The sequence below is a fragment of the Pseudomonadota bacterium genome, from assembly GCA_027624955.1.
Taxonomy (GTDB): domain Bacteria; phylum Pseudomonadota; class Alphaproteobacteria; order UBA828; family UBA828; genus PTKB01.
In genome coordinates, this window is sequence record JAQBTG010000003.1 from 61,400 (window position 1) to 79,275 (window position 17,876).

18 protein-coding genes are annotated in these 17,876 nt (G+C 58.0%); 7 read left to right on the forward strand and 11 right to left on the reverse strand.

Annotated features, from left to right (window positions below; genetic code table 11):
• The first annotated feature begins 5 nt into the window (after positions 1 to 5).
• The 3 genes from O3A94_01930 to O3A94_01940 all read left to right on the forward strand — a co-directional run bounded on the left by O3A94_01930 (position 6) and on the right by O3A94_01940 (position 2,818).
• Entirely contained in the window at positions 6 to 833 is an 828-nt protein-coding gene (locus tag O3A94_01930; protein MDA1355009.1) for an enoyl-CoA hydratase, read from the forward strand.
• An 81-nt stretch (positions 834 to 914) separates the two neighbouring features.
• Entirely contained in the window at positions 915 to 1,466 is a 552-nt protein-coding gene (locus tag O3A94_01935; GenBank protein ID MDA1355010.1) for a CoA-binding protein, read from the forward strand.
• Positions 1,463 to 2,818, forward strand: coding sequence for an O-acetylhomoserine aminocarboxypropyltransferase (locus O3A94_01940; GenBank protein MDA1355011.1), 1,356 nt, complete (start codon positions 1,463 to 1,465; stop codon positions 2,816 to 2,818). The genes O3A94_01935 and O3A94_01940 overlap by 4 nt, the downstream gene beginning before the upstream one ends.
• Here O3A94_01940 and O3A94_01945 read toward each other — a convergent pair.
• Positions 2,815 to 3,294 carry a GNAT family N-acetyltransferase gene (locus O3A94_01945; protein MDA1355012.1) on the reverse strand — a complete coding sequence of 160 codons (480 nt, stop codon included), beginning with the start codon at positions 3,292 to 3,294 and terminating at the stop codon, positions 2,815 to 2,817. The genes O3A94_01940 and O3A94_01945 overlap by 4 nt on opposite strands.
• A 188-nt stretch (positions 3,295 to 3,482) precedes the next feature.
• Between O3A94_01945 and ispH the strand changes: the two genes are divergently transcribed.
• Positions 3,483 to 4,454 (forward strand): 4-hydroxy-3-methylbut-2-enyl diphosphate reductase, encoded by a 972-nt coding sequence (gene ispH, locus O3A94_01950; GenBank protein ID MDA1355013.1) that lies wholly within the window; start codon positions 3,483 to 3,485, stop codon positions 4,452 to 4,454.
• A 40-nt stretch (positions 4,455 to 4,494) separates the two neighbouring features.
• Entirely contained in the window at positions 4,495 to 5,670 is a 1,176-nt protein-coding gene (gene hpnH / locus O3A94_01955; protein MDA1355014.1) for an adenosyl-hopene transferase HpnH, read from the forward strand.
• Here hpnH and O3A94_01960 read toward each other — a convergent pair.
• The 5 genes from O3A94_01960 to O3A94_01980 all read right to left on the reverse strand — a co-directional run bounded on the left by O3A94_01960 (position 5,620) and on the right by O3A94_01980 (position 11,929).
• The gene (locus tag O3A94_01960) at positions 5,620 to 6,369 is read right to left on the reverse strand and encodes a hypothetical protein (protein MDA1355015.1); all 750 of its coding nucleotides are present in this window, start codon (positions 6,367 to 6,369) and stop codon (positions 5,620 to 5,622) included. The genes hpnH and O3A94_01960 overlap by 51 nt on opposite strands.
• Before the next feature lie 4 nt (positions 6,370 to 6,373).
• The gene (gene shc, locus O3A94_01965; GenBank protein ID MDA1355016.1) at positions 6,374 to 8,287 is read right to left on the reverse strand and encodes a squalene--hopene cyclase; all 1,914 of its coding nucleotides are present in this window, start codon (positions 8,285 to 8,287) and stop codon (positions 6,374 to 6,376) included.
• Positions 8,288 to 8,398: 111 nt separating this feature from the next.
• Positions 8,399 to 10,318: a 1-deoxy-D-xylulose-5-phosphate synthase gene (gene dxs / locus O3A94_01970; protein ID MDA1355017.1), complete on the reverse strand. Its 1,920-nt coding sequence runs from the start codon at positions 10,316 to 10,318 to the stop codon at positions 8,399 to 8,401.
• 146 nt (positions 10,319 to 10,464) lie between these two features.
• Positions 10,465 to 11,388: an acyloxyacyl hydrolase gene (locus O3A94_01975; GenBank protein MDA1355018.1), complete on the reverse strand. Its 924-nt coding sequence runs from the start codon at positions 11,386 to 11,388 to the stop codon at positions 10,465 to 10,467.
• 112 nt (positions 11,389 to 11,500) lie between these two features.
• Positions 11,501 to 11,929 (reverse strand): DUF1801 domain-containing protein, encoded by a 429-nt coding sequence (locus O3A94_01980; GenBank protein MDA1355019.1) that lies wholly within the window; start codon positions 11,927 to 11,929, stop codon positions 11,501 to 11,503.
• An 88-nt stretch (positions 11,930 to 12,017) separates the two neighbouring features.
• Here O3A94_01980 and cutA point away from each other — a divergent pair, with 88 nt between their 5' ends.
• A complete protein-coding gene (cutA, locus tag O3A94_01985) occupies positions 12,018 to 12,293 on the forward strand; it encodes a divalent cation tolerance protein CutA (protein ID MDA1355020.1) in 276 nt (91 codons plus the stop codon).
• On the opposite strand, the gene O3A94_01990 is transcribed toward cutA, so the two are convergent.
• Together O3A94_01990 and O3A94_01995 are read right to left on the reverse strand one after the other, a co-directional pair.
• Positions 12,251 to 13,270, reverse strand: a complete 1,020-nt coding sequence (locus O3A94_01990) for an NAD-dependent epimerase/dehydratase family protein (GenBank protein ID MDA1355021.1) — start codon at positions 13,268 to 13,270, stop codon at positions 12,251 to 12,253. The two genes, cutA and O3A94_01990, sit on opposite strands and share 43 nt — an antisense overlap.
• The gene (locus O3A94_01995) at positions 13,267 to 13,926 is read right to left on the reverse strand and encodes a CDP-alcohol phosphatidyltransferase family protein (protein ID MDA1355022.1); all 660 of its coding nucleotides are present in this window, start codon (positions 13,924 to 13,926) and stop codon (positions 13,267 to 13,269) included. Before O3A94_01995 ends, O3A94_01990 begins: the two co-directional genes overlap by 4 nt.
• Positions 13,927 to 14,041: 115 nt before the next feature.
• On the opposite strand from O3A94_01995, the gene O3A94_02000 reads away from it, so the two are divergent.
• Positions 14,042 to 14,788: a phosphocholine cytidylyltransferase family protein gene (locus tag O3A94_02000; GenBank protein MDA1355023.1), complete on the forward strand. Its 747-nt coding sequence runs from the start codon at positions 14,042 to 14,044 to the stop codon at positions 14,786 to 14,788.
• Between the two features lie 18 nt (positions 14,789 to 14,806).
• Here the strand turns inward: O3A94_02000 and hpnD are convergent, their stop codons facing one another.
• The 3 genes from hpnD to O3A94_02015 form a co-directional block, all read right to left on the reverse strand.
• The gene (gene hpnD / locus O3A94_02005) at positions 14,807 to 15,712 is read right to left on the reverse strand and encodes a presqualene diphosphate synthase HpnD (protein MDA1355024.1); all 906 of its coding nucleotides are present in this window, start codon (positions 15,710 to 15,712) and stop codon (positions 14,807 to 14,809) included.
• Between the two features lie 7 nt (positions 15,713 to 15,719).
• A complete protein-coding gene (locus tag O3A94_02010; GenBank protein MDA1355025.1) occupies positions 15,720 to 16,562 on the reverse strand; it encodes a squalene/phytoene synthase family protein in 843 nt (280 codons plus the stop codon).
• Between the two features lie 80 nt (positions 16,563 to 16,642).
• Complete coding sequence (locus O3A94_02015; protein MDA1355026.1) at positions 16,643 to 17,860, reverse strand: 1-deoxy-D-xylulose-5-phosphate reductoisomerase; 1,218 nt, start codon at positions 17,858 to 17,860, stop codon at positions 16,643 to 16,645.
• Positions 17,861 to 17,876: the final 16 nt, after the last annotated feature.

Consider the following 17,876-nt stretch of genomic DNA (forward strand, 5'->3'; position numbering starts at 1 on the left):
AGGCCATGTCGATAAGCGCTCAGAAGCAACAACAGGAAGATATGCCTCTTCTACGCAGCGATGCCGACGGTGTGGTCAAGCTAACCCTCAACCGGCCTCAGGCGCGCAACAGCTTGTCGACCGGCTTGATGGCGGCGCTGCAGGCGGAATTGGATGAAATCCGCGTGGACGCTGATGTGCGTGTCGTCGTCATCGCCGCTGCGGGCGATATATTTTGCGCTGGGCATGATCTTAAAGAAATCCGCGCCAATCCCGACCGTGAGGCCTATCAGGCGCTGTTCAACCAATGCGCAATATTGATGACCAGTATCGTCAAGCTGCCACAGCCGGTGATCGCGCGAGTTCAGGGCATGGCGACAGCGGCGGGCTGCCAGCTGGTGGCGAGTTGCGACTTGGCGGTCGCTGGCATGAGCGCACACTTTTGTACGCCGGGCGTCCATATAGGCCTGTTCTGTTCGACTCCGATGGTGGCGCTGAGCCGCAATGTCTCACGCAAAGCCGCGATGGAAATGTTGCTGACCGGCGAAGCTATCGATTCCCAAGCGGCGGAAAAATGGGGTTTGATAAATCATGCGGTTGCCGATGCGGAGCTCGACCAGGTGGTCGATGATTTGTGCGCTAAGGTCGCCGGTATGTCCCCCCTCACTGTCTCGACCGGTAAACAAGCGTTTTACCGCCAGCTCGAAATGGAGCTGGAGGAAGCCTACGACTATGCCAGCCAGGTGATGACGGAAAATATGATGGCCAAGGATGCCGAAGAAGGCATTGATGCGTTTCTGCAAAAGCGCGCGCCGATCTGGAGCGGCAAACGCGATATGGATCGGCGTGGTTAGTTGGTTCAGAATAAACGCCGCCCCGGTTGCAGCTTTCCCACTCATTCCCGACAATAAATCTTAAGTTCGAAGGGTCCGCAAATGGTAGATGTTGCCATTAAATCGTCCGATGGGCATCCGCTCGCCTATCTGCCGCACCACGATTACTATTCCGATGAACTGCTGCGCGGCATTCTCAGCAAAATCCGCACATTTGCGATGGTCGGCGCCAGCGGCGACTGGAAGCGACCCAGTTTTTACGCCATGAAATATTTGTTGAAAAAAGGCTACCGGGTCATACCGGTTAACCCAACACGCGCCGGCGATGAGATCCTCGGCGAGAAAGTTTATCGCAGCCTTGCGGAGATTCCCGGCAATCTCGATATGGTCGATATCTTCCGCGCCTCGGAGGATGCTTATGACATTGCCAAGGAGGTCATCGCGAGCAGAGAAGATAAGAGTATTAGCGTGCTGTGGATGCAGCTCACGGTCCGCAACGACAAGGCGGCTGAACTGGCGGAGGCCGCTGGTTTGACCGTAATCATGAACCGCTGTCCGAAGATTGAATTTGCTCGTCTCTCCGGCGAATTGGGCTGGAGCGGCATCAATACCAAAATTATAACATCCAAGAGCTTGAGGCCGCCAAGAGCATGACAAAGGCAAAGAAGCCCTCAGCAGCTACTGTTTCCGCAGCTACTGTTTCCAACGTTCCCGGCGGAGCGGAAACGCCGCATGAATACGGCATAGAAACGCTGGCACTTCATGCCGGCGCGCGGCCCGACCCCGTGACTGGCGCCCGCTCGACGCCAATTTTCCAAACCACTGCCTTCGTTTTCGACGATGCCGAGCATGCGGCTGAACTCTTCAATCTTCAGACCTTCGGCTTTATCTATTCGCGCCTGACCAATCCGACGGTGGCGGTGCTCGAGGAAAGAATCGCGGCGCTTGAAGGCGGGCGCGGCGCACTGGCTGCGGCGTCCGGACATGCCGCACAGTTTCTCATCGGTGTGACCCTGTTGGAAAGTGGCGACGAGTTCCTCGCTTCGCGCAATCTCTACGGCGGATCGGTAACGCAATTCGGTAGCAGCTTTCCAAAGCTCGGCTGGAAATGCCACTTCGTCGATCCACGCGATCCTGAGAATTTCGCGCAGGCGATGACCGACAAAGTGAAATTTATCTTTTGTGAGGCTCTCGCCAATCCTGGTGGCATTGTGCTCGACATCGAAAAAATTGCCGAAGTCGCACACCGCCATGGCGTGCCCCTGGTGGTCGACAACACCCTGGCGTCACCGTATTTGCTGAAGCCATTCGAATGGGGCGCCGATATCATCGTCCATTCGACCACTAAATTCATTGGTGGCCATGGCAATACGATGGGCGGAATGATCGTGGAATCGGGCAAGTTCGACTGGTTCCAGAACGACAAGTTCCCTGCCCTCACCGAGCCTGATGCGGCCTATCACGGCCTGACCTTCGCCGAGACGTTCGGCGATTTCGCCTTCACGATGAAGACTCGCGCTGTGGCGCTTCGGGATTATGGCCCGACGCTGGCGCCGATGGCGGCGTGGAATCTACTACAGGGCGTGGAGACCCTGCCGCTCCGGATGGAACGACATTGCAGCAATGCGCAAACCGTGGCCGAGTATCTCGAAGCACATCCAAAAGTGGCTTGGGTATCCTATGCCGGGCTGAAGTCCAGTCCGTATCATGAACTGGCGAAAAAATACCTGCCTAAGGGATGCGGCGCCGTGTTCACCTTTGGCGTCAAAGGCGGCTACGAGGCCGGCATTCAAGTAGTCGATAAGGTCAATATGTTTTCGCATCTCGCCAATATCGGCGATACGCGGAGCCTCATCATTCATCCCGCTTCGACCACCCATCGCCAACTCTCTGAAGAACAACAAATTGGCGCGGGCGCCGGGCCGGACGTGGTGCGTCTCTCTATCGGTATCGAAACAGTCGAGGATATTATCGCCGATCTGGATCAGGCCCTGGCTTCTATTTAGGGGTGCATGAGGTCGCGGGCGTAGCACACCGCTTCAGCCACGGTGACGCCGGCATAGGGCGAAATCAGCTCGAATTCCAATTCGCCGTAGAGCGCCCGTGCCGCCCGCCACCCCGGCAGGGTGTGCAGCACCATGCGCTGATGACCGGCCGCTGCCGCTTCTGCTAGAGCGCGAGATATCAGAGCGCGGGCGATGCCGCGGCCGCGATAGTCCGGGCGCACAAATAGCCGCGACATTTCCGCCACAGTATCATCGAGACGCGCAAACCCCACGCCGCCGGCAATCGATTCGCCGTATTCAGCAAGAAAAAAGTTGTTTCCGGGAAAATCATAGGACGCCGGCAGGACGCGCAAGCCCGCCTCAACTTCGTCGCGGCAGGCGTTTTCGTCGATGGTGGCAATATATTCCCGAATGAGGTCGCGAATAGCGGAGGTATCCGGGGAAAACCGAGCGCAACGAATGGTTAATGCGGGCATTCCGGCAGCCAATCCTGGAGACGATTTGTTATTATTTCACCGCCCGCCGGAAAAATCCCTATGAAAATGGTGGCTGTTCGCCGATTGCCGCCACGAATTGAAGCCGCTAAATTCATCGATGAGCTTGTCACCATCATCGGGCTTGGCTACAAGTGCCGGTAGGAATCGCCAAATATTGGGGCCAGTCGATGCAGGTTATATTAGCGGAACCGAGGGGCTTTTGCGCCGGAGTAGAGCGCGCCATCGAAATCGTTGAGCGCGCAATCGAAGTTTATGGCGCACCGGTCTATGTGCGACATGAAATCGTCCACAACAAACGCGTCGTAGCTGAGCTTCGCGAAAAAGGCGCGATCTTCGTTGAGGAAGTGAGTGAGGTACCCGACGGCGCGGTGACGATCTTTAGTGCGCATGGCGTTGCCGAAAGCGTCGAAATCGAGGCGCGCAAACGCGGCCTGCCGGTGATAGATGCGACCTGCCCGCTCGTTGCCAAAGTCCATGTCGAGGCGCAGCGCTATGAATCTGATGGCGACGAAGTCATCCTGATCGGACATGAAGGCCACCCCGAAGTTGAAGGCACCAGCGGCCGGTTGCGCAAAGGACCACAGATTGTCGCGACGGCCGAAGATGTGCAGTCGGTCAGCGTGTCCAACCCCGACAAAGTGGCCTATGTCACCCAAACCACCCTTAGCGTCGATGATACACGCGAGGTTATCGAGGCGTTGAAAAAGCGCTTTCCGAAAATATCCGGCCCAGACGTCAAAGACATTTGCTACGCAACGCAAAACCGCCAGGCAGCCGTGCGAGCCCTTGCGGAAGACGTTCAACTCATCTTGGTGGTCGGAGCGCGCAACAGTTCCAACTCGAACCGCCTGCGCGAGATCGGCGAGGAAATGGGCGTGCCGACCTACCTCGTGGAAGATGCCAGCGATTTGAATCACGGCTGGTTTGCCGGCGTGGACCGGGTCGGCATTACCGCCGGCGCCTCTTCGCCCGAGCAATTGGTGCGCGAATTATATGAGAAGCTGGGTGAATTTTCCGACGTCGAACTCAAATTCCAGGATGGCATCAAAGAGCGTGTGCGCTTTAAGTTGCCGGAAGAACTTGTCCGCGCGGGTGAAGATGGCCGCACGCCCGGCCATGAACAAATCACCGCACCCTAGCCAGAACGCGACAGCAGAGCCCGGAAAGGCCGTATAGAAAATGTCGGTACCTCTCATACAACAAATTCGCGTCGGCGCTTATGTGCTTTCGAAGCGCATCCGGCGGACCAAGCGCTATCCGTTAGTGCTCATGCTGGAACCGTTGTTCCGTTGCAACCTCGCCTGCCCCGGTTGCGGCAAGATCGATTACCCGGCGGCGATCCTCGATCAGCGCCTCAGCCTGGAAGACTGCCTGGCGGCGGTCGATGAATGCGGCGCGCCAATTGTTTCCATTCCGGGCGGCGAGCCACTGATTCATCCTGAGATGAAGCAGATCGTTGAAGGCATCGTGGCGCGCAAGAAATTCGTCTATCTCTGCACCAATGCCTTGTTGCTGGCCAAGAAACTCGATCAATACACGCCTAGCCCCTATTTGACTTTTTCGATCCATCTCGACGGCCTGGAAGAGGCACATGATAAGGCGGTCGCGCAAAAGGGAACTTTCAAACGCGCGGTTGCCGCGATCAAAGAGGCGCAAGCACGCGGCTTTCGTGTCAATGTGAATTCCACCCTATTCGACGGCCACGCGCCGGAGGAAGTGGCGGAGTTTTTCGATTTCGTTACCCATGACCTAAAGATTGACGCCATCACCGTGTCGCCCGGCTACTCCTATGAGCGCGCGCCGGACCAAGAACATTTCTTAAACCGTTCAAAGACCAAGACTCTGTTTCGCGAGATATTTCGTCTCGGCCAAAATAAGAAATGGCGCTTCAGCCAATCCAGCCTGTTCCTCAATTTCCTCGCCGGCAACGAAACCTATGAATGCATGCCGTGGGGCAATCCGACCCGCAACATCTTCGGCTGGCAGAAGCCCTGTTATTTGTTGGGAGAGGGTTATACGGCGACCTTCCAAGAGCTCATGGAAGATACGGAATGGGAAAAATACGGCACCGGAAAATATGATAAATGTGCCGATTGCATGGTTCATTGTGGTTATGAGGCGACCGCCGTCGAGGATACCTTGTCGAACCCGTTGAAGGCACTTTGGGTGAATTTGCGCGGCGTCAAGACGACCGGGCCGCTCGCGCCCGAGATCGATTTGAAGAACGCTCGGCCGGCGGAGTATCTGTTTGAGACTCATGTCGAGACCATGCTCGAGGAAATCGAAGGTGGCGAAAATTCGCCGTCACCCGACGGAGCCAAAAAGCGGAGTGCTCAGGCGAGCCACGCGGCGTAACGCTAAGAAGGCGGTCCGCGCGTCCGGCGCCAACGACAACAGTCCGATGATCTCCCACGGTCGCACGACCAAACTTGCCAAAACAGCGCCAATCGATATGGCGCCTTCTGGCGTTACCCCGGCCAAGGCCGATTTGGGAATATTTCTGCTGAACGGGTCGGAAATAACCCTTAGCACCACGAATGGTACGCCAGCGTCGCGCGCCACCGCGGCCACAGCATGGCTTTCCATATCGCAGGCCAGCGCCCCTGTATGCGTGAAAAGGCCAAGCTTCTCGGCCCGCGCCCGTACCGCCTGATTGACCCCGACAATCGCCCCACGCCAGCTGTCGTCACCGAGCACGCCAAGCAATTGGCCGGTCAGCTCCGGATCGGCCTGGAGACCGCCATCGTCGGCCGCCATCTCACGCAAAATGGAACTGTCATGTCCGTTTGGCAGCGGCTGATGCCAGGCAAACACGCGATCGGCAACGATGACCGATCCAGGGCCGAGGCGCGGATCGTGCCCGCCGGCAAGACCGAAGCTGACTAGAGATTCGGCGCCAGCGGAGAGCAGCTTTTGCGCCATTTCAACCGCGCGTGCCGTTCTAGCGCCTGAAATTTCAATGCGTTGTTCGATGCCGGAAGCCCTCAGGCAGCGCGCCTCATCTTGCAAACCGCAAATGAAGCCGGCGTTGCGAAAACCATCGGGCGCCGCCATGAAGCTACATTCCGTAAGGGGTTCGCGGGTCGTTGAGGTCCTTCAAGGAGCGGTAACGCGCTAGCGCCCAAAGCGGAAAATAGGCGCTATAGCCGTGGTAGCGAAGATAGAACACGCGCGGAAATCCGACGGCGGTAAATTCCGTTTCATCCCATTTTGGCCCGCTACGCTCGGCGCTAAGTAGAAAATTAACGCCACGTCGCACCGGCTCGCTGTTGGCTTTACCTGCGGCCAGAAGGGTGAGCACGGCCCAGGCGGTTTGCGACGGCGTGCTCAGTTTGGCGAAGGATTTCTCCGTCCGCTCAGGATAATAACTGTCCCCCGTTTCACCCCAACCACCATCACCGCGTTGTTTCGATTCAAGCCAGGCTACTGCCTTACGGACCGGCGCTGAGTCCGTATCTACTCCGGCGGCGGCAAGGGCGCATAAGACGGACCAGGTGCCATAAATATAATTTGTTCCCCAGCGGCCAAACCAGGAGCCATTCTCTTCCTGTTCGCGCAGCAAAAAATCGAGGCCCTTTTTCATCACGGGATGGTCTTCGGGATAACCGAGCTGCGCCAAAAAACTGATACAGCGTGCGCTCACATCGACTGTTGGCGCATCAAGCAAGGCGCCGTGATCGGCAAACGGTATATGATTTAGGTAATATTTTTCGTTTTCTGCGTCGAACGAGCCCCAGCCGCCGTTCGAGCTTTGCATGGCTTCGATCCAGGCGGCGGCGCGGCGCACCGGCTTGCTGTATTTTTCCCGATCGGCGCGGTCGAGAGCCATGGCGACGACCGCCGTGTCATCGACATCGGGATAGTAATCATTGTTATATTGAAAGGCCCATCCACCTGCTATCGCGTCGGGCCGCGTTTCAGCCCAATCCCCCTTAACGTCGGTAATCTGGCGCGCCACCATCCATTCGTTGGTCGTTCGCATGCTCTCGCCGTCCGGTTCTTCGCCGGCTTCCATCATCGCGAGCGCGGCGAGGCAAGTGTCCCAAATGGGAGACACACAGGGCTGACAATATTGGCTACCGTCGGTGGGTTTGGTCAGCAGCAGGTCAAGCGAGCGCCGAACGGTCTTGCGGGTTTCATGCTCTTGCGGATAGCCGAGGCTGTCCAGAACCATCAGTAAATTAGCCATCGGCGGAAATATCGCGCCCAGTCCGTCCTCGCCATTCATGCGTGTCATGCACCACGCCAGCGCTCGGTCGATCCCGCGCCGGCGAAACGCCATCGGCATGATTTTTTCATAGCCCTTCAACAATCGGTCGATGCCGAGGAAGACCCGCCCTATGCCTCGCTGGCCCTGAAAATAGTGGCGCTCCTGGAATGCCGGGGTGACGAACAATTCGCGGATATCGATGTTGCGTGGATTCTTCGCCTGCGGACGAAGCGTCATGAGCGCAAGAAGCGGCACCAAGGTGGTGCGCGACCAATAAGAAATCTTGCTGAGGCTAAAGGGAAACCAGCGCGGAAAATACATGATCTCGATCGGCATCGACGGGACCGCACGCCAGGGCACTTGGCCAAACAAGGCGAGCGTTGTGCGCGTAAACACATTGCAGCGCGCCGCGCCGCCATGCGCCAGAACGGCCTCGCGCGCCCTTTTCATATGTGGCGCTTCGGGGTCGTCGCCGACTAGCTTCAATGCCAAATAGGCTTTGACCGTGCAGCTGATATCGAATTCGCCGCCATGAAAGAGCGGCCACCCACCATGTGCGCCTTGGCGCGAGCGAATATATACTGCGAGCCGCGTTTCCACGACGTCGTCGATTTCATCGACAAAATGATTGAGCAGTACATATTCGGAGGGGATCGTCGCATCGGCTTCGAGTTCGAACAGCCAATGCCCATCTTCGCGCCGCGCTCCACGCAATTCACGGGTGGCATCCTCTATGACTCGTTGCAGGTCCTCATCGGACACGGAAACAAGTTTACTATGGTCAGCGGCCGCAACTGTTGCAGGGTTTTCGGCGCTCCGATGAAATTGCGAGACTTGGGTCACGATACCGTTTGGGCCCGGACCTTCCCGGGCTTAGGCCCTCAAATCGGCCATCGCCGAATTGCTGCCCAGCGTCGCCAACGCTGTGTTGACGATATCAATCGTCGTCAGGCCGGCATCCGCATACATGCCATCTGGCGTGCCGTGGGCGATGAAGCGGTCCGGCAAAGTCATCGGGCGAATTTTGAGGCCGTGGTCGAGCAAGCCGTCCTTGGCCAGGAATTGCAGGACATGCGCCGCGAATCCGCCAATAGCTCCTTCTTCAATGGTTATCATGACCTCATGCTCGCGCGCCAGACGGCGAATCATGTCCTCATCCAAAGGCTTGGCGAAGCGGGCATCGGCGACGGTGCAAGAGAGACCATGCGCCTGCAATTCATCTGCCGCTTCGAGGCTCTCTTTCAAATGCGCACCGAACGAAAGGATCGCGATCGACGTTCCTTCGCGCAAAATGCGCCCCTTGCCGATTTCGAGCGCTGCGGGCATCTCGGGAATTTCAACGCCGGTTCCTTCGCCGCGCGGGTAGCGGAAGGCACAGGGGCGGTCATTGATCTCCACGGCGGTGCGCACCATGCGCGTCAATTCAGCCTCATCCGACGCCGCCATAACGACGAATCCCGGTAAGGTGGAAAGATAGGTGATGTCGTAACTGCCGGCATGGGTCGGGCCATCCGCGCCGACCAGCCCTGCCCGATCGATCGCAAAGCGCACCGGTAGGGATTGGATCGCGACGTCATGCACGATCTGATCGTAGGCGCGCTGCAGGAAAGTCGAATAGATCGTGACAAACGGCTTGAGCCCTTCAGTCGCCATACCGGCGGCAAAGGTAACTGCATGCTGCTCGGCAATGCCGACATCGAAAGCCCGGTCCGGAAATGCCTCGGTGAATTTATCGATGCCCGTGCCGCTCGGCATGGCGGCCGTAATGGCGACGATGCTTTCGTCGCGCTCGGCCTCCTTGATCAGCGCATTGGCGAAGACGTTGGTATAGCTCGGTGGTCCCGAGGCGCCCTTTTTTTGTTCGCCGGTGACGACATTGAATTTCGCCACGCCGTGATATTTATCGCTTGAACTTTCCGCCGGCTCGTAGCCCTTGCCCTTTTGCGTCACAACATGGATCAGCACCGGCCCGGGCGTTTCGTCGTCCTTGACGTTGTTGAGAATCGGAATCAGATGATCGATATTGTGACCGTCTACCGGGCCGATATAGTAAAAGCCCAACTCCTCGAACAAGGTGCCGCCGGTGACCATGCCGCGGCCATATTCCTCGACCTTGCGCGCCGCCTCGCCGACCGGCCGCGGCAGCTTCTTCGAAAAGTGCTTGGCGATCTCACGCAGGCTGCGATAGGAGTGGCTGGATAACAGGCGCGATAGATAGGCGTTGAGCGCACCCACAGCCGGCGCGATCGACATTTTATTGTCATTCAGGATGACGATCAGTCGGGCGTCCATGGCGCCGGCATTATTCATCGCTTCATAGGCCATGCCGCCGGTCATGGCGCCATCGCCGATGACGGAAATCACATTGCGTTTTTCACCCTTTAATTCGCGCGCCACTGACATCCCGAGGCCGGCAGAAATAGAAGTCGAGGAATGTGCCGCGCCAAACGGATCGAACTCGCTTTCGCTGCGCTTGGTGAACCCGTACAGCCCGCCTGGCTGACGAAGGGTGCGGATATTTTCGCGCCGTCCGGTCAGGATTTTATGTGGATAGGCCTGATGGCCAACATCCCAAATAAGGCGATCGTGCGGTGTATTGAATACATAATGGAGCGCGACGGTCAGCTCGACCACGCCGAGACCCGCGCCGAGATGGCCGCCGGTTACGGAAACCGCGTCGATCGTTTCCGTACGCAATTCGTCGCATACCTGCTTTATCTCTTTGATCGAGAATTGTTTAAGATCCTGCGGCGTATTCACACGATCCAGCAATGGCGTATCCGGCATGCTCAGTACCCCTCTTCGTGGCGCGCGGGACTTTCTCGATTTTCGATTTTTTTCGATTCCACGCCTGTTATAAATTACACCAACTCATGAAACGAGCAAGCGCCTTTTGTTTAAATTTGCGGAGTGGTTCGTGGTTAAACCGTTGATATTGTTTAAATACGGTAGGTGTATCTGAGGCCAAACGTATCCAGACCCTCATTATTTTCGTCAATGCCGGCGTTCGAAATATGATCGAGATGAAACGATAGGCCGTGATGCTCGTCGAACCGATAGCCGAACTCCAATGATTCGCGAAACAGCACCGGCAGGCCCAATTCCTTACGATCCAGTAAATCGGTATCGGTTTCACCGTCATGCAGCGCAAATCCCAGGCTGCCGCCGGCAAAAAGCCCCCAGCCCAGATCAAACATCCAGGTTCCGCCTACATAAAGCTGATTGGTGTTGCCGTCGGTGTTGTAGTGGCCGCCAATATGCGGCTCGGGGGACAATATGAAATCCCACAACCAGCCGCCAAATGGCGTGAATCGCAGTTCCATATTGACGTCTTTTCCGGATTCTTTGCGGTTTCCGAACACCCCGACATCATGTCCGCCGCCACCGATAACAATGGCGCTCAAGCCAAATCCCTCGTGCGATCGCTCTGGCTCACCATAGGCCTCAGATGCGTCGGAATCGCCCGTTTGGGCCGATGTGCGCACCAAGAGTGAAGCGGATTGCGGGTTATTGGCTTCACGAAAGGCGAGATCTCTATATCCGGGAAAGGCTGCCACGACGGTAGTGGCGATATATTTTCTGTGGCGCGGCGCCGATGCCATCGCAGTTCGCAATATGGCGGTGGCGTGCTGAGGATGGTTGGCCAATGCCGATATGACCGCAGCGCTGAAACGCGCCGCCGACGCGCGGCGCTCAGAGGAAGACGTGGCCGCGCGCGTGTCGGCGAAGTCAGCGGCGCTGCCCGCCGCGGCTATTTCATGCAAGATACTGCCCTGCGCACCGGAGTCCTGTGCCGCCACCCCCCCGCTCAACATTGCGCCCAGGAATAGTGCGCCTGCCAGTACCATAATTCGCCGAATCATCGCCATACAAAACCCGCTTCCAACCCCAGTTTCACTGCGCTTGTAGTGTTTCGGCGTCTGCTTGGCAATTCAACGGAAAATTTCGAAAATATTTTGAATGATCCGTTCAGAATCAAAACGGCAGCCGATCACGGCGCTTGTTGCGGTGGTAGGTCAGCGCCAACTCGATGCAATGGCGCAACGCTTCTTCAGGCGGATCTTTTTCGACGTCAAATTCAATGCATCTCTTACCGTCAAAGCGCAAAACATCCGAGTAGAATTCCCGGTAAGTCGCCAGTAGAGATGTCTGGCAGTGAACCATCATGCAATATCGCCCCGGTTTCGATTTGATTTGATCGACGCGGATTGTCGTGCCGCTTTTACTTTCGGTGGTGAGATAGCTTGGCTGACCCCACTTCACCGTTTCCTCTAGGGGGCCGACATCTTCGAGTTCCGCGGCCGTCGCAAATATGAGATGGCGCAATCGCATCAGTTTCGCTCTGAGCTTGCCGGGATAGGCGCCAAATATGTCTTTGACCTCTGAATTCTGAAAGGGTTCCATAACCAGCCAATTCCAAGCACCATTTGTAGGCCGCGCGAATGTATCATGACCGGTGTCCGGGTAAAATCGGCAAAAGAATCATGCGATTTTGAAACCTGTCCTCCGTTGCATCACCACTGCGAAGCAGGCGGAAGCAAAAGAGATCACGCAGTCGCTATTGGAAGCGCGCCTGATCGCATCGGCGAACATCATCCCTGGCGTCGTTTCTCTCTACCGTTGGCACGGCAAAATTGAAGAGGCGGCAGTGCAGCAGACCGAGGCAATGCATAGCTACGAATGCCCAAGAATCCTTGTTCTACCGGTGGCGTCTGGCAGCCGGTGTTATTTCGATCGGATTGCCGACGAGACTTGCGATTTGAAATAGCCGTTTTGGCCGAACCAATGGATCGCCTCCGTCAGCGCTTGTTCGGCCGAGCGCGACGAAAACCCTAATTCCTGAGCAGCCTTTTGAGACGAGAAGAACATGTGCTTTCGCGCCATTTTCAGAGAATCCACGGTCAATCGGGTTTCGGTGCCGGTTACACGGCACCACCCTTCGGCGACATAGGCTAGCGGCATGAGAAGACGGTTCGGTAGGCGCAAACCCGGCGCCGGGCGGCCGGTGATGCGCCCGAGGGCGAGCAGAATATCGCGCAAAGTCAGGTTCTCACCGCCGAGAATATAGCGTTCTCCCGATTTTCCGCGTTCGAACGCAAGCAGGTGGCCGCGCGCGCAATCGTCGACATGCACCAGATTGAGACCGGTATCGACATAGGCCGGCATGCGGCCATTGACGAAATCAACAATGATCCGCCCGGTTGGCGTCGGTTTGATATCGCGTGCACCGATCGGCGCGGTGGGATTGACGATCACTGCCGGCAGGCCGTCACGAACGACCATCTCGCGCACCGCTTGCTCGGCGAGATATTTCGAGCGCTTGTAATGGCCGGTCATATCGCCGACGCCGACCGGCAGGTCTTCGTCGGCGGGTGTCCCGTCCTTGGTGAGGCCGAGCACGGCAACGCTGGAGGTATAGACGATGCGGGCCACACCAGCCTCTCCCGCCGCGCGCATTAAATTTCGCGTGCCTTCCACGTTGATGTCATAAATTTCCTTCGGCTTCGGGATCCACAGGCGGTAATCCGCAGCGACGTGATAGAGGGCATCGCAACCTTTCGCCGCCGCCTTGAGCGAAGCGCTATCGGTGAGATCGCCGGTCACGCGCTCGATGTCGAGACCTTCGATATTGCGGCTGTCGCTTGCGCCGCGGACAAGCGCGCGGACTTCTCGGCCCTCGGCCACAAGCAAACGCACCACGGCGGAGCCGAGAAATCCGGTTGCGCCGGTGATCAGCGTGGTCATTCGGGCGCGGTTCTTTGTGGCCAGAATATTTCGCGGCGGTAGCGGATAAGCGCCCATACCCCGAACAACGGCGCGCCGATCGTGGCCAGAATAAGTATCGGTATGAGGCCGCCACCCCAGATCGCCGGGCCGATCAGATACAGCACATCTTCGACCTCGAAGCCGGCATAGCGCGGCAGGCCGGCTTGCTTCTGTCCCATGCGGGTTTCGAGATATTGGAACAGGGCGAACAGGCCGCTGACCGAAATACCGGCGATGATTCCCATGATCCAGGCGGCGTCGCCAAGCCAGGAATCGGACAAGCCGATACCGATCGACACGAACAGAAAGATATGGACCACCACATCGGAAGCGAGATCGTAGAGATGGCCGATGCGGCTGCTTTTGCCGCTCAGGCGTGCCAACTCGCCATCCATGTGGTCGACAAAATTGGAGAGCGCGAACAGCCCTGCCCCCCAATGGATCAGCGGTGTCTCGCCATAGGCCAGGCAACCGCAAGCGCCCAGCCCCGATAACAGGCGCAAAGTGGTGATGTGATTGGGCGTGACCCGTGTACGCACCAAGGGGCGCACCAAAAAGCGCGCGATGCGCTGGTCCCACGGTCCCTTGCGCTGCGCCTTCTCCGGGCTCTGTTCTAGTTGCGGTCGATCGGTCATGCGGGTAAGGGCGATGCGGTTGCGCCGAATAAGCGGGTGAGCTAAGAGCGTGGCATATGATTATCCGCGACGAAGTGCATGCGCTGCAACAGCTTCCTGCCGGGAGGCGAGTGCCATGCGGGCCGTGATATTCGCCGCCGGCCTTGGTAGCCGGCTCGGCGGTGCGGCGGAAGATATGCCCAAGGTCTTGCTGCGCTTCGCCAACAGAAGCCTGCTGGAACGGCATCTCACCCAACTCGGCGCTCTGGGCATCGAGGAAATCACCCTCGGCGTCGGACATGGCGCGGCCCATATCGCGGCCGAGCTAGCGCGCCTGAATGCCGGAAAAGTGGAACTGGTGCACAACCCGGATTACCGCGAAGGCAGTGTCGTCACCATGGCGGTACTTGAGCGTGCGATGACACGCGGCGGCGATGTTCTTCTCATGGACGGCGACGTGCTCTACGACCGACGCATGTTGGAACGGTTGCTCGCCAGCCCACACCGAAACCTCTTTCTGTTGGACCGCGACGTCGAACCTGGCGAGGAGCCAATGAAACTCGCAATTGCCGCTGGCCATCCGGTAGATTTTCGAAAAATCTTGGAACGGGCGCATGAATATTACGGTGAGTCGGTCGGTTTCTTCCGCTTCGATGAATCCGCGGCGCGAGACCTCTCGGCGGCGGCCCGACAAATCATCTCCAAGGGCGGACGCAGTGATTACATGGAGGAAGCCATCCGCGACGTGCTCCTCGTCTCACCCAAAGGCCGTTTCGGCTTCGAGGACATCACCGGCCTGCCCTGGATCGAAATCGATTTCGCCGCGGATCTGGCGCGGGCGGAGAACGAAATCCTGCCGCGACTGATTGCGGTAGACCGCTAACTCTCTGGACCGTTAACTCTAAAGTGTGCGCAGCAGGGCCGAAAAGACCATCGATAATTTCTGCAGCTTGCCGAATTTGATGCGCGGGCCGTCGACTCGAAACCCGCCGGCTTCGATCCGGTCGAGATAGGGTTCGTAAACGCCGCGCATCAGCAGTGCCGGGCGCATACGGCGGCGCTCTGAAGTCGGCATGGCGCGAGCGGCCTCAAGAAAACGCCGGCGCGCCATCGCACCGACCTCGGCGCAAACTTTCTCTACGCCGGGTGCATGGATGATCTCATCCGGCGTGACGTTCTCCAGCCCGTGTTTGGCGAGCAGTTCGGCCGGTAGATAGATGCGCCCGCGCTCGGCATCCTCGGCCACATCGCGCAGGATATTAGTGAGCTGAAAGGCATGCCCGAGATGGAGGGCGAAGTCCGGGATAGCGGGTGAGCGATAGCCGAATATCTCTACCGAGAGCAAGCCGACGCAGCACGCGACGCAATAACAGTAGCGCTCCAATTCGGCCAGAGTGGGACGCAGCATGGCGCCCGAACGATCCATCTCGAAGCCTTCGAGAATGTCGAGAAATAGACCCTTCGATAATCCGTAGCGCTCTATCGGTGTGACCAGTGCGTGGCTCACCGGATGGTTGGGATGCCCGGCGAACAGCGCTTCGATCTCCTCCGCCCAGGCCTTGATTAGCGCGCTGGAAAGGGCGGAATCCTCGATCTCGTCGGCGACATCGTCGGTTTCTCGGCAGAACGCGTACAGCGCCAGCATGGCTTCGCGCCTGGGCCGCGGCAGTAGCATCATGGGCAAAAAGAAAGACGAGCCTGACGCGCGCGTCACTTCGGCGACATATTGTTTGGGATCGTCGGTCGCCGGTATCGGCAGGCCGTCAAAATCCGTCGGCAGATTTCCCGCCTGATCGGCGCTTACCATGGCCGCCTCACCATGCGCCGAGAATGCCGCGCAGGCCACAGGCCAGCCAGCCAGCTTTGCTCACCTCGACGCGCCCGGCAATCGGATCTTCCCGCCTTAGCCGACCCGCCAATGCCCAAGCGAGCTTGAGGATAAATGCGCTCTCCCAGCGCAGGCCACGGCGGCGCACGCTGCGCGGCATCGCGTCGGCGCGCCGCAACAATGTTTCAGTCTCGTCCAGGCAACGGTCGATCACCCGGCGCACCGCCGGTGTCGCGCTGTCCAGCCTCAGATCTTCAACGCTGCCGCCAGCCTCCTTGAGCCACGGCTCAGGCAAATATACGCGGTCGAGCGCCAGATAGTCCTTTTTGCAATCTTGCAAATGATTGAGCATCTGCAAGGCGCAACAAAGCGCGTCCGAGCCCTCGATATCCGCGTCTCGCTCCCCGTGAATGTCCAACATCACTCGGCCGACGGACGCCGCGGAGCGCATGCAATAATCGATCAAATCAGCCCAGTCGTGATAGCGCAGCTTAGTTGCGTCCTGGATGAAGGCGGAAAGCAGATCGCGCCCATTGGCCGGCGTTTTGCCGCTCGCCAGCAAGCTTTGATGATAGGGCAGCGCCCAGTCCGGCAGGGACGTCTCATCGACACCAAGGGCGCGTTGCACCGCCTTGAGCCGCGTCACTTTCTCCGGCGCCGTGATATCCGGTGAATCGGCAATATCGTCGGCTTGGCGGGCGAATATATAGAAGGCATGAACGTGCGGGCGAAACTCGCGCGGGATAAGAAATGATCCGACAGGAAAATTTTCCGTATTGGCGTCGATCAATTGCCGCGCATTTTCGCCGGGTTCGATTTGATCCGCCATCCGCCTGGTCATTTTGCCACCAGCCACATTAACTGCCATCAATATCAATAATAAAAAATCGTCGGAAACATTTGATAATTTTAAAGTTTTGAGATTTTCTCTGCGGCGGAAATACGCGTTTGAGCGTCAATCTGTTTGACCACATCGATCGATGTCACAGGGCCCGCTTCATGGCTCTCAAGACATGATTCGACGACGCGCGGGATATCCATAAAGCCGATATTTCTGTCGAGGAAGCCGCGCACCGCGACTTCGTTGGCAGCATTGAGAACAATCGCCGCCGACGCGCCATCATTCAACGCCTCTTGCGCCAGCCGCAAACAGGGAAAGCGTTGCAAATCAGGCTTTTCGAAGGTCAATGTTGCCATCTCGGCTAGGTCAAGCTTGGCGCTCGGCGTGCTGATGCGCTCCGGCCACGCCAGTGAATAGGCGATTGGCGTTCGCATATCAGGCGTCCCTAGTTGGGCCAGGACGGAGCCGTCGATATATTCAACCATGCTGTGAATCACTGACTGCGGGTGCACCAACACGTCGATCTGGGCCACGGACACCGGAAACAGATGAAAGGCCTCTATCATCTCCAGGCCCTTGTTCATCATGGTCGCCGAATCGACGCTGATTTTCGCCCCCATATCCCAATTGGGATGGGCAACCGCCTGCTCCGGCGAAGCGTTGACCATATGCTCCATATCAGCTTTGCGGAACGGCCCGCCAGAAGCCGTCAGGATAATGCGCGCAACGCTAGCCTCGCGCTTGAAATCAAACACCTGGAAGATGGCGTTATGCTCGGAATCGACCGGCAGCAGTGTCGCGCCGGCGCGCGTTACTTCGCGTAACATCAATTCGCCGGCGCAAACCAGGCATTCTTTGTTGGCCAGGCCGACGATGGCGCCGCGCTTGACTGCCGCCATGGTCGGGCCAAGACCGGCGGCGCCGACAATCCCGGCCATCACGAAGTCAGCCGACGCGGCAGCGGCATCTTCCACCGCCTCGGGCCCCGCCGCGACACTGATATTCGTTCCTGAGAGCGCGTCCTTCAGGTCCTGATAGCGGCTAGAGTCTGCGGTGACGGCCATTTTTGCGCCGGTCAGCCGGGCTTGCTCAGCCAACAGCTCGATATTGCTGTGCGCCGTCAATGCCTCAACCGTAAAGGAGCCCTTATGCCGCTGCAGGAGGTCGATGGTACTTCTGCCGATCGAGCCGGTTGAGCCCAATATCGTGACGCTGCGCGGCTCCGTGTCGCGAAGAGGCAGGTTGACGCTCGCCGTATCGCTGGCAATTTTCGCCGCCGCATCCATTATGTAACCACCACAG